Source organism: Aeromonas sp. s10, from assembly GCF_040907975.1.
Taxonomy (GTDB): Bacteria; Pseudomonadota; Gammaproteobacteria; order Enterobacterales; family Aeromonadaceae; genus Aeromonas; species Aeromonas caviae.
Genome location: NZ_JBFOCV010000003.1, coordinates 50,815 through 62,758, shown reverse-complemented (window position 1 = coordinate 62,758; position 11,944 = coordinate 50,815). Strand labels below are relative to the sequence as shown.

The window sequence follows — 11,944 nt, the reverse complement described above, 5'->3', positions numbered from 1 at the left end:
TTGTACATCAGCGGCACGGCCTTGTTCAGGGCAACGGTGAACTTGAACGGCTTGTGGACACGCTGACCCGCCGGCTGACCGGATTGCGGATCGGTTGGCACGGTGACGACGTGCTGGAACTCTTGTACCAGCATCTCGTCTTCGTGGCCCTGCACGAAAATGTTGCCGACGGAATCGGAGGTGAAGGCACCGGCGGTGATGTTGCCCTGGGTTTTACCTTCGATGCTGATATAACATGGGGTTGGCATGGAATTGCTCCTGATGGTTGAACGGTTATGACACTCGCCCGAATCCGTTAGCAGCGTCCATGCCACTCTTTTTACCCATTACATTTCAATCAGTTATAAAAAATCCCCCCATAAGGCAGTACGCTCGGCGCAATAAGTTGTACTTTTCAACACGTTTGACCATCAGTCATTGCACTCACAGTTCAATCTTCTGGTATGTGCGCAATTTTTTGCGCCAATCCGACGGGAACACTACTGCTCATCCACATTGGCGACGGCGGCCAGCTCTACGTTCAACCTCACCACCCCCTGTTTCAACGCCCAGGAGATCGCCTGGCACTTGCTGCTGGCCCCCAGCTTGGTGACCACATTGTTCAGATGAAAGGTTACCGTGCGCGGGGTGATCCCCAGGATCTGCGCAATATCGCTCGTCTGCTTCCCTTCCGCCGCCCAGCGGCATACCTCCAGCTCGCGCAGGCTCAGGGCATCATGAGAGGACCCCCCTACCAGGCAGACTCTCACCACCGCCTCGAAGATATGCATGGATAGCCAGCTGAGAAAAGGCACCGCAGAGAGCCACTGCGCTCTGGTGCGAGGTGTGCTGGTGATCAGGGAGAGCAGGCCCACATGACCGTTGGCCCCGTGCCAGGGAAACGTAATGCCGTCGCGCAATCCCGCCTGCTGCGCGAGCGTCATCACCGCAAGGCGCTCATCGTCACAGACCCCCTGCACCATGAGATCCGCCCACAGGATGGGGGTGCTCTGCTCCATGCCGCGCTGGACGACGGGATCGATGGCAAAGAAGTTGGCCTGGGTATAGGCGTCAACCCACTCCTGAGGACAACCATTGAAGATGGTGACATCCGGTCGCTGTATGGTGCTGGGAGACATCAGGGCCAATCTGAAGTAGTCAAATCCCGCCTGTGTCGTCAACTGGCGCAGCAATGCCACTATGGTGTGCTCATCGTCGGCCTGTTCGAACCGGGAGATGAGATCTAACGCGTAGCTTGTATCCATGTTGTCGAATTGTTTTCAAATGGTGTCAGCATTGTTTTTCATGAAACCCAATGGGAGCTGAATCACGTGCCAACAAATAGAAACGGAACCCGTGAAACCCTGATCTCAGGGCCCGCCACGAGCCTCGGGGGCTCGCTCTCGGCGGGATGGAGGGCATGGCGCAGAGCGAAATACCAATAACCAGAACTTAACTGCATTAAAATCACGAGTTTTTGCAAAAAACATCGCAATCATATAACAGCACTCGGCGGGGAAGGGATAATAAACTTTCCAGATGAGACCTTGATCACTGACAGGCCAATCGTTTTGTGTCCCGTCCCCCGTTTCTGGCCCTTTACGGGCTTCCCCGGCCTGGCACCGGCTGTTAACATGCGCCCCTTATGCCTGTTATGTGCTCTGGGGTGGCCGTCACGCCGCCCTGACCCTGCCCTGTGCGGCCTCTGCCGCCTGACTCCGGTTATGCCGACCGGCCGGTTTACCCGGCCATCAACAGCCAATGCAACCCTGTGATCCCCGCCATTCCCCCTGATTTGCGGGCCTGTGGCCATGGATCCTCAACGAGCGAGAAAATCCCCATGCTGGAACGTGCAAGACAAGAGTGGTTCTCCAACATACGGGGCGATCTGCTGTCGGGCATCGTCGTCGCCCTAGCGCTGATCCCGGAGGCCATCGCCTTCTCCATCATTGCGGGCGTCGACCCCAAGGTCGGCCTCTATGCCTCCTTCTGCATCGCCGTGGTCATCGCCTTCGTCGGCGGTCGTCCCGGCATGATTTCCGCCGCCACCGGCGCCATGGCGCTCCTGATGGTGACCCTGGTCAGGGAACATGGCCTGCAGTATCTGCTGGCGGCCACCCTGCTCACCGGCCTCTTCCAGATAGCGGCGGGCTACCTCAGGCTCGGCAGCCTGATGCGATTCGTCTCCCGCTCCGTGGTGACCGGCTTCGTCAACGCCCTGGCCATCCTTATCTTCATGGCCCAGCTGCCCGAGCTCACCAACGTCACCTGGCAGGTCTACGCCATGACCGCGGCCGGGCTTGGCATCATCTATCTGTTCCCGCTCGTTCCCGTGGTGGGCAAACTGCTCCCCTCCCCCCTGCTGTGCATCGTCATCCTGACGGCGGTGGCCATCACCCTGGGCATCGACATCCGTACCGTGGGCGACATGGGCGAGCTGCCCGATACCCTGCCGGTCTTCCTCTGGCCCGACGTGCCCCTCAATCTGGAGACCCTGGCCATCATCTTCCCCTATTCAGCGGGGCTGGCGGTGGTGGGACTGCTCGAGTCCATGATGACGGCAGCCATCGTCGACGAGATGACCGACACCCCAAGCGATCGCAACCGCGAGTGCAAGGGTCAGGGGATCGCCAACATCGGCGCCGGTCTGCTGGGAGGCATGGCGGGGTGCGCCATGATTGGCCAGTCCGTCATCAACATCAAATCCGGTGGCCGCGGCCGCCTCTCCACCTTCGTGGCGGGGACCCTGCTCATCCTGATGGTGGTCTTCATGGATGAGTGGATCCGTCAGATCCCCATGGCAGCCCTGGTGGCCGTGATGATCATGGTCTCCATCGGCACGTTTTCCTGGGAGTCGGTACGCAACCTGAAGAGCCACCCCCTCTCCACCAACCTGGTGATGGTGACCACCGTCGCCGTGGTGGTCGCGACCCACAACCTGGCACTCGGGGTCTTCGTGGGGGTGCTGCTCGCCTCCCTCTTCTTCGCCCACAAGGTTGCCCGCGTCATGGTGGTCAAGAGCGACAGCGAGCGCAGCGGCGCCGTGCGTACCTATCTGGTGCGGGGCCAGATCTTCTTTGCCAGCGCCGAGCAGTTCCTGGCCGGTTTCGATTTCAGGGAGGAAGTGGAGAAGGTGGTCATCGACCTGACGCACGCCCACTTCTGGGACATCACCGCCATCACGGCCCTCGACAAGGTGGTCATCAAGTTCCGCCGTGAGGGGAAAGAGGTGGCGGTCATCGGCCTGAACGACGCCAGTGCCACCCTGGTCGATCGCTTTGCCATCCACGACAAACGCCAGGAGGGAGAGCCCCTGCTGGCCGAGCATTGATCCCGGCGCCCCCATGAGGGCGCTGCCTGCAAGCCATAAAAAAGCCCGTCTCTCACCATGAGATGGGCTTTTTTTGGGCTGTTGGATCACAGTCAACACACGCGCCTCGGCGCGCCCATCCCGAGCCGATGCGGCAATGCGGGGTCATGACCTGCCGTCAGGGTGCAAGAGGGGCCAGGAAAGCAGGAACAGGGTGCCGCCCCGCCCGCCGGATTGGCAGACCGCACTGCCGCCGTGGGCCTCGGCAATGGCCTTGACCACGGCCAGCCCGAGCCCGCTGCCGCCACTCTTGCGTGAGCGTGACGGATCCCCCCGGCGAAACGCCTCGAAGATATGGGCGGCGACCTCCTCGCTGATGCCAGGCCCTTCGTCTTCCACACTCAGGATGCACTGGGTGCCCGAACGATGCAGGCGCACGGTCAGCATGCCCGGCACCGCGTGCTTCTGGGCATTTTCCAGCAGCGCCATCAGGGCCTGACGGATGCGAAGAGCATCGCAACAGACACAGAGCTCGGCATCGAGCTCCCGTTTGAGGGTGAAACCGCTCGCGGCCAGGGGGGCGACAAACGCCTCGAGCACCACGGCAAGCTCGTCGGCCAGCCTGATCTCCTCTCGTTGCAACTCCAGGTGGCCGCTGTCGTTGAGACTGAGTACCCGCAAGTCTTCGATCAGGTGGGTCAATCCCTCCACCTGGCGCAGCAAGCCTTCAAAGAGCGCACGCTCTGGCGGAAATACCCCTTCGGCCAGCCCCTGCAAGCGGCCACGCAAGATGGTCACCGGGGTGCGCAATTCGTGGGCGATGGCGGCATTCCAGAACTCCCGCTCACGGGTCATGCTCTGCAGCCGTTCGGCCATGGTGTTGAAGTCCCGCACCAGTTGCGCCGTCTCCCCGATCGCCTGTTCATCCAGCGGCACGCGCGCATCGAGTTTGCCCTCTGCCACCTCGCGCAGGCTGTTCGCCACCGAATTGAGCGGGGTCAGGATACGCCGAGAGAGGCGCACCGCCACGTACAGCGCCATCCCCAATGCAATGAGAATGGTCGAGCCAATCCAGATCATCTCGACCCTGGAGGGCATCCAGCTCTCGGAGATGCTGCCAGGCACATAGGTCACGGCAATGGCGTAGAACACATAGGTGCCGATCACCGCGAGGGAGATGATGCCGAGCGCCATCAGTCCCAGGGAGTGGATGATCTGCCTGCGCAGGCCGGGTGCCGATTTCACGCATCGCTCCCGAAGCGATAACCGACGCCCCAGACACTGGTGGGCACCCCCTGGATACCCTGTGCCTCGAGTTTCTTGCGCAGCTTGCTGATGTGGCTGTCCACCGTGCGCTCCTGGGTATCCCCCTCGGGCAGGCAGTGGGTCAGCAGTTCGGCGCGGCTGAACACCCTTTTTGGTGTCCGCATCAGGGAGGCGAGCAACTTGAACTCGGTCAGGGTCAGATCCAGCATCTGTTGCCCCTCATCGCGGCAAATGCTGGCCTCGTGACTCTCCAGATCGATCTGGAAGGGGCCGACCCGCAGCACCCGGGCCGTGGCCTGTTTTGCTGCCTGGCTGCGTCTGAGCACCGCCTGTACCCGGGCCACCACTTCGGCCGGATTGAAGGGTTTGACCACATAGTCATCCGCCCCCATGCGAAGCCCCATCAGCTTGTCGAGGTCCTGATCCAGGGCAGTCAACATGATCACCGGCGTGTCGCCACGGGCCCGGATTTCGCTGAGCACCTGCCAGCCATCGAGCTGCGGCATCTGCACATCCAGCAACAGGAGATCGGGTTTGCATGTCTGGTGCATGGCCAGGGCTTCGCGGCCATCGGCGGCATGCAGGGTGCGCAATCCGTGGCGTTGCAGGTAAGCGGCAAGGATGTCGGCAATCTCGGCTTCATCCTCTGCAATCAGTACCAGTGACTGGGCCGCCAGGTTGGCGGAAGCAGGAAGATACGACATGGTCGGACTCGAAAATGGTGGGCTTGAACTTTATCACCGCCTCCATGGATTCTCCACAAAGCCTCGAATCATTCGCAATAGCCCCTCTCCATAATGCCCGTTCGATGTGCTCTCGCGGCAGCACCATGCCCGGGAGACGGTTTAACGAGGTGAGTATGATGTTTGTCAAACAGCGGTATGCGGGCACCCTGCTCGCCGTCATTGCCGTATTCGGATTGGCAGGTTGCGATGGGGCGTCGCAAGCGCAAGATGCGCCGACCCGTCCTCAGGTGTCGGTGATGACGCTGGCAGGTCAGGACCTGGTCATCAGCGAGGATCTGCCCGCCCGGGTAGCCGCGCTGCGCAGCGCCGAAATTCGGGCCCAGATCAGCGGCATCGTGCAGCGCCGCCTGTTCGAGCAGGGCGCCGAAATCGGCGCAGGTACCGTGCTGTTCCAGATAAATCCGGCCCCCTTCAAGGCGGATGTCGACAGCGCCGCCGCCGCATTGCAGCGCGCGGAGGCCGTGCTGGCCCGCGCCCGTATCCAGATTGACCGTCTGGTGCCGCTGCTGCGCACCGAGGCCATCAGCCGCCAGACCTATGACGATGCCGTCTCCCAGCGGGATCAGGCGGCCGCCGACGTGGCTCAGGCCAGGGCGACCCTGGCCCGGCACCAGCTGAGCCTGCAATTTGCCAGCGTGGAAGCCCCCATCGCCGGGCGCATCGATCAGGCGCTGGTGAGTGAAGGGGCCCTGGTGTCCCCCACCGATGCCACCCCCATGGCCAGGATCCAGCAGATCGATCAGGTCTACGTCGATGTGCGTCAACCAGCCTCTGTGCTGGACACCCTGCGCCAGCAGGCTGGCTCGACGGCACCGGAACTGGCGGTGGACATCCTCGGCAGCGACGGCAAGCCGCTCGGCATGCAGGGGCACATCCTCTTCTCCGGCATCGAGGTGGATGCCGGTACCGGTGACGTACTGCTGCGGGTACTGGTGGACAACCCGGAGCGGCGGCTCTTGCCCGGCCTCTACGTACAGGCGCGCATTCCCCGTGCCCGCTATGCCAACGCCCTGAGCGTGCCTCAGCAGGCGGTGGTGCGCACATCGGGCCAGACCAGCGTGTGGGTGGTGGATGGCCAGGGGCAGGCACAACTGGTTCCGGTCAACACCGCTGAACTGGTGAATAGCCAGTACCGAATCGCGTCCGGACTCAGCGCCGGACAGCGGGTGGTGATCGAGGGGATCGGCCGCCTGACCCCGGGGACGCAAGTCATTGCCCATCCCTGGCAATCCCCCGCAGTCAGCCAGCAGGCTGACGCCGGTAACCGTTGAATCGGAGACATTTCATGCCGCAGTTTTTCATTCATCGCCCGGTGTTTGCCTGGGTGATCGCCCTCTTCATCGTGCTGGCGGGGGTCATCGCCATCCCCAAGCTGCCCATCTCCCGCTATCCCTCGGCGGCGCCGGTGTCGGTGACCCTCTATGCCACCTATCCGGGCGCCACGCCGCAGACCCTGAACGATGCGGTGGTGAGCCTGATCGAGCGCGAGCTGTCTGGGGTGAAGAACCTGCTCTACTTCGAGTCGTCGGTAGATGCCTCCGGCAGCGCGCAGATCACCGCCACCTTCAAGCCGGGCACCGATCCGGAGCTGGCCCAGATGGACGTGCAAAACCGCATCAAGGCGGTCGAGCCTCGCTTGCCACAGGCGGTGCGGCAAACCGGCCTGCAGGTGGAGTCCGCCTCGTCCGGCTTTCTGATGATGGTCGGCATGACTTCACCGGATGGCCGCTTCGATGAGGTCGCGCTGAACGACTACATGGCGCGCAATATCGTGCAGGAGCTGCGCCGCATCGACGGGGTGGGGCGAGTGCAGCTGTTCGGCGCCGAGCAGGCCATGCGCATCTGGGTAGATCCGGGCAAGCTCGCCGCCTACGGGTTGACCATCAGCGAGGTGGCGCAGGCCATCGAGCAGCAGAACGTGCAGATTGCACCGGGGCGCCTCGGCGACGAACCCGCCCTGCCTGGCCAGCGACTGACGGTTCCCCTCACGGTACAGGGGCAGCTGACCACTCCCGAGGCGTTCGCCGCCATCGTGCTGCGGGCCGGTAGTGATGGCGCCAAGCTGGTGCTGGGTGACGTCGCCCGGGTCGAGCTGGGGGCGCAATCCTACGCCTTTTCCAACCGGGAGAACGGCGTGGCCGCCACCAGCGCTGCCATTCAGCTCTCCCCCGGCGCCAACGCCGTGCGCACCGCCGATGCGGTGCGCACCCGTCTCGCTCAGCTCGCCCCCACTCTGCCGGCGGGCATGGCCTATTCGATCCCGTTCGACTCGGCCCCCTTCGTCAAGGTCTCCATCGACAAGGTGATCCACACCCTGCTGGAAGCCATGGTGCTGGTGTTCCTGGTGATGTTTCTCTTCCTGCAGAACCTGCGCTACACCCTGATCCCGGCCATCGTCGCCCCCATCGCCCTGCTTGGCACCTTCGCGGTGATGCTGCTGGCCGGTTTTTCGATCAACTCCCTCACCATGTTCGGCATGGTGCTGGCCATCGGCATCATCGTCGACGACGCCATCGTGGTGGTGGAGAACGTCGAGCGCCTGATGGCCACCCAGGGGCTATCGCCCAGGGAGGCGACATCGCGGGCCATGAAGGAGATCACCGGGGCGGTGATCGGCATCACCCTGGTGCTCACGGCGGTGTTCATCCCCATGGCGTTCGGCAGCGGCTCCGTGGGGGTCATCTACCAGCAGTTCACCCTGTCGATGGCGGTGTCGATCCTGATTTCCGCCTTCCTCGCCCTGACCCTGACGCCAGCGCTCTGCGCCACCCTGCTGCGTCCGGTCAGCCCGGATCACCATGAGAAGCGCGGTTTCTTCGGCGCCTTCAACCGGGGCGTCAAGCGGCTCACGGTGGGCTACGGCGTTCGGGTCACCCGGCTGGTCGGGCGCAGCGGACGCATGATGGTCACCTTCGCCGCCCTCTGCGCCGTGCTGGCCATCGCCGCCACCCAGCTGCCCTCCTCCTTTCTGCCGGACGAGGATCAGGGCTACTTCATGACTTCCATCCAGCTGCCGACCGGCGCCACCAGCGAGCGCACCCTGGCCGTCATCAAGGAGTTCGAGGCCCATGTGGCCTCTCGCGAGGCGCTCGACACCAATCTGGTGGTGCAGGGCTTCAGCTTCTCCGGCGCCGGCCCCAATGCGGCCATGGCCTTCACCATGCTCAAAGAGTGGGATCAGCGCCATGGTGCCACGGCTGCCGAAGAGGCGGAGCTGGCACAGGCCGCCATGGCCAACAGCAAGGAAGGCACTGTGATGAGCCTGTTGCCGCCCGCCATCGACGAACTGGGCACCTCTTCGGGTTTCACGCTCTTCCTGCAAGACAGGGCCAACCAGGGGGAGGCCGCGCTGCTGGCCGCCCAGGCGCAACTGCTGGCACTGGCGGCCCAAAGCGAAGTGGTGAGCGATGTCTATCCCGACAGCCTGCCCCCCGGCGAGAGCATTCACCTCGAGATCAACCGGCAGAAGGCCGAGGCCATGGGACTCTCGTTCACCAGCGTGAGCAGCACCCTGTCGGCGGCGATGGGGTCGCTCTACATCAACGACTTTCCCAACGGCGGGCACATGCAGCAGGTCATCCTGCAGGCCGACGCGTCGGCGCGCATGCAGCTCGATGACGTACTCGGCCTGCGGGTGCGCAATGCCAGCGGCGGCATGGTGCCCCTGCGGGAGGTGGTGACGCCGACCTGGCGCCAGTCGCCGCAACAGATGATGCGCTTCGAGGGCTTCCCCGCCGTGCGTCTCTCCGGGAGTGCCGCCCCCGGGGTTTCCAGTGGCGCCGCGATGGCGGAAATGGATCGCCTGGTGGCGCAATTGCCGCCAGGCTTCGCCCTGGCCTGGACGGGACAGTCGCTGCAGGAGCGCCAGTCCGCGGCCGAGGCCCCCCTGCTGATGCTGCTGTCGGCGCTGGTGGTCTTCCTGGTGCTGGCCGCGCTCTACGAGAGCTGGTCCATTCCGCTCTCCGTGATGCTGGTGGTCCCCCTGGGCCTGCTCGGCGCCGTGGCGGCGGTGATGCTGCGCGGCATGCCCAACGACGTCTTCTTCAAGGTGGGCATGATCACCATCATCGGCCTGTCGGCCAAGAACGCCATCCTCATCGTGGAGTTTGCCCGCCAGTTGTACGGCGAAGGGCGCTCGCTGCTTGACGCTGCGGTGACCGCCGCCCGCCTGCGCCTGCGCCCCATCCTGATGACGTCGCTCGCCTTCACCCTCGGCGTGGTGCCGCTGATGCTTGCCAGTGGTGCCAGCGCCGAGACCCAGCATGCCATCGGCACCGGCGTGTTCGGCGGCATGATCAGTGGCACCCTGCTAGCCATCTTCTTCGTGCCGGTCTTTTTTGTCTTCGTCATCGGCACCCAGGCGCGCATTCAGGCCTGGCGGGCACAGCGAGCACAGCGAGCACAGCACCGATCATGTTGACCGCTGCGCGGGTTTGCTGGCCCTGAGGAGGCGATGATCATGCAGTGCATGCCTGGCACCATTTTGCGTTCCTTCGAAGAGGATGAGCGCGCCATGGTGCCGGGCCTGTGGTTCATGGCCGATGCTGCGGGGGTGGCCTTATCGCGGGTTACCTCTCCAGGGTTTGTGACCAGCGCTCCGTCGCCGGTGCATCCTTGGTCTTCTCCAAGATGGCGATCTGCTATCTGGCACAGGGGGCTTGCACCATCCCGGGTCGGTGCCGACCCAGCAGGAACCCGGCCTCAGCATCGCTCTGACGGCCGACTCCCTTGGCCTCATCGACTGCATGCTGTCTGCCATCACCAGTCAAGGCTGGACACTCCTGGTGCTTGAACCGCTGGAGAGGCCCCCGCAATGTTGATGACAGCCTGAGTCTCATTCAACACACTATGAAATCGAAGTCAATTTAAGTGTTACTCAGAAATCGACACATCGCAATCACCTCAGATACATTGCAGATCTACTCCGATACTTTCCCTCTGATCGTCAGCCTCAAGAGAAAAAGAAAATAATCCATTAAAAACAACACCATGAACTCTTTTCATTTAAAGATAACTCTTTCTTGCACATCCCATCAGCTGGTCATCAGGACACGCTTTCTGTGATTTGAAACACAAACTTTGATCATCACAGGGGATAAGCATTGCATTGGAAATCGATTTCAAGAAAATGAAGCCAGCATGATTTGTCTTGGCATCGATTGCATAGCGTCTGTTTGAGTCTTGACGGTTCATCGCGGTGGATATTTTTCCCATTGATTGGAGTGGTCAGTATGAATGCATCAAAAAAAGGACTTTTGGCGTCGTTGATCGCCGCTGCCCTGCTTGGCGGGTGTGGTGGGGCCGATAATATCGACTCGAATAGTGGCAACACCGGTGGTAATAACGGTGGCGACAACGGTGGTACCACGCCCCCTGGCGACAGCACCCTGATCCTGTTCGGGGTCGGTGCCAATGGGGGTACAACCCCCAGCATCCAGTCAGAGAAGGACAACTGGAGCTTGCAACCGGTCACCGCTTCTCCCGTCGCCATGACCAGCATCAGCGCCGTGCTCATCAACAATGCCGGTACCGATGACACCGCCGATGTGCAGGTAGCCGGTGACGGAGATGGCACCTTCATGCTCAAATCCGCCACCCCTCTGAACCTGAGCAAATACGCCTCCGGTTTCATCGAGTTCCAGCTGCGGACCAAGAGCAAGGTGCCGGAAGTGCTCAATGCCTCCATCGACAACGAATATCCCAACCGCAGCAGCCTGCCCATTGCCAGCGCCCTGACCGGTTCGGGCGACTGGGAAACGCTCACGCTGCCCATCAACTGCATGAAGCCCTTCCCCGGTGCCACGGCCATCAACCTCGCCACTGTGGGCACACCGTTCCACCTGGCCACCAAAGAAGCCTTCAACTACGAAATCACCAACATCAAGTACCTGCTCACCACCTCGGCCAAGCCCGTTGTCGACCCGGTCACCTGTGAAGCGCCTGGCGGTGCTACCGACCCGGGCACAGACCCAGGCACCGACCCGGGAACCGATCCCGGTACCGATCCTGGCACCGATCCAGGTACCAATCCGGACACAGGCTCCGGCGTCAACAATGCCCCAGCGCTGGTGGCCACCGATGCCGCACTCTACTACTCCGGTGACAAGAGCCAGGCCCAGGACCGCAGCGCCGATTACCCGGCAGCCAGCTTCGGCGGCACCCTGACCGATGAAAACCAGGTCATCACCATGGACCTGCCAGGCAATGGCGCCGCCTTCCTCGGGACCGACAGCGCCAATGGGGATCTCTCCGCCTATCAGGACGGCGCCATGCTGCTCGACCTGAAAGTCTCCAGCTACGGTGACTCCCCCAACATCCAGATCCGCATGGACGGTACCGCAGGCCCGGACTTTGGCACCTTCTTCACCATGGACAGCAACATCGTGCCCGATGACGACACCTGGTACCGCTGCATCCTGCCGGTCGCCTCTCTCATTCCTGCGGCCAACACAGGCTCGGTGCAAAAGGCGCTCTACCTGAGCGGGGCCTGGGACTCCATGGCCGGTCTGCGCTTCGCCTTCACCAACGTGGCCCTGAAAACAGCCATCCCGGCAGATTTTGACAGCAATCAGCCCTGCCAGCAGATCAGGTGACAAGGCATTGAATCTTCGAGAAATCGATTGAAAATAATTTTCTACGGATT

At 62.4% G+C, this 11,944-nt stretch carries 7 protein-coding genes and 1 pseudogene; 4 read left to right on the top strand and 4 right to left on the bottom strand.

What is annotated here, in order from left to right; genetic code table 11:
* Both hcp1 and AB5Y59_RS00305 read right to left on the bottom strand, forming a co-directional pair.
* Nucleotides 1-248 (bottom strand): annotated as a pseudogene (gene hcp1 / locus AB5Y59_RS00310) (type VI secretion system effector Hcp1); the annotation flags it as partial.
* Between the two features lie 231 nt (nt 249-479).
* The gene (locus AB5Y59_RS00305; protein ID WP_342040271.1) at nt 480-1,244 is read right to left on the bottom strand and encodes a LuxR family transcriptional regulator; all 765 of its coding nucleotides are present in this window, start codon (nt 1,242-1,244) and stop codon (nt 480-482) included.
* Nucleotides 1,245-1,819: 575 nt separating this feature from the next.
* On the opposite strand from AB5Y59_RS00305, the gene AB5Y59_RS00300 reads away from it, so the two are divergent.
* Nucleotides 1,820-3,310, top strand: a complete 1,491-nt coding sequence (locus AB5Y59_RS00300; RefSeq protein WP_069651753.1) for a SulP family inorganic anion transporter — start codon at nt 1,820-1,822, stop codon at nt 3,308-3,310.
* A 144-nt stretch (nt 3,311-3,454) separates the two neighbouring features.
* Here the strand turns inward: AB5Y59_RS00300 and AB5Y59_RS00295 are convergent, their stop codons facing one another.
* Together AB5Y59_RS00295 and AB5Y59_RS00290 are read right to left on the bottom strand one after the other, a co-directional pair.
* Nucleotides 3,455-4,534 carry an ATP-binding protein gene (locus AB5Y59_RS00295; RefSeq protein WP_368211232.1) on the bottom strand — a complete coding sequence of 360 codons (1,080 nt, stop codon included), beginning with the start codon at nt 4,532-4,534 and terminating at the stop codon, nt 3,455-3,457.
* Nucleotides 4,531-5,259 carry a response regulator gene (locus tag AB5Y59_RS00290; RefSeq protein WP_368211230.1) on the bottom strand — a complete coding sequence of 243 codons (729 nt, stop codon included), beginning with the start codon at nt 5,257-5,259 and terminating at the stop codon, nt 4,531-4,533. The genes AB5Y59_RS00295 and AB5Y59_RS00290 overlap by 4 nt, the downstream gene beginning before the upstream one ends.
* Before the next feature lie 155 nt (nt 5,260-5,414).
* Between AB5Y59_RS00290 and AB5Y59_RS00285 the strand changes: the two genes are divergently transcribed.
* From AB5Y59_RS00285 to AB5Y59_RS00275, 3 genes are all read left to right on the top strand, one after another.
* Nucleotides 5,415-6,572 carry an efflux RND transporter periplasmic adaptor subunit gene (locus AB5Y59_RS00285; protein ID WP_069651755.1) on the top strand — a complete coding sequence of 386 codons (1,158 nt, stop codon included), beginning with the start codon at nt 5,415-5,417 and terminating at the stop codon, nt 6,570-6,572.
* Nucleotides 6,573-6,586: 14 nt separating this feature from the next.
* Nucleotides 6,587-9,721, top strand: coding sequence for a multidrug efflux RND transporter permease subunit (locus AB5Y59_RS00280; protein WP_368211229.1), 3,135 nt, complete (start codon nt 6,587-6,589; stop codon nt 9,719-9,721).
* 835 nt (nt 9,722-10,556) lie between these two features.
* Nucleotides 10,557-11,894 (top strand): putative glycoside hydrolase, encoded by a 1,338-nt coding sequence (locus tag AB5Y59_RS00275; RefSeq protein WP_141712012.1) that lies wholly within the window; start codon nt 10,557-10,559, stop codon nt 11,892-11,894.
* The last annotated feature ends 50 nt before the right edge of the window (nt 11,895-11,944 follow it).

What these genes read in the sequence shown, in the direction of transcription:
- AB5Y59_RS00305 (WP_342040271.1), bottom strand. Translation starts at nt 1,244, where the DNA reads ATGGATACAAGCTACGCGTTAGATCTCATCTCCCGGTTCGAACAGGCC.
- AB5Y59_RS00300 (WP_069651753.1), top strand. Translation starts at nt 1,820, where the DNA reads ATGCTGGAACGTGCAAGACAAGAGTGGTTCTCCAACATACGGGGCGAT.
- AB5Y59_RS00290 (WP_368211230.1), bottom strand. Translation starts at nt 5,259, where the DNA reads ATGTCGTATCTTCCTGCTTCCGCCAACCTGGCGGCCCAGTCACTGGTA.
- AB5Y59_RS00285 (WP_069651755.1), top strand. Translation starts at nt 5,415, where the DNA reads ATGATGTTTGTCAAACAGCGGTATGCGGGCACCCTGCTCGCCGTCATT.
- AB5Y59_RS00280 (WP_368211229.1), top strand. Translation starts at nt 6,587, where the DNA reads ATGCCGCAGTTTTTCATTCATCGCCCGGTGTTTGCCTGGGTGATCGCC.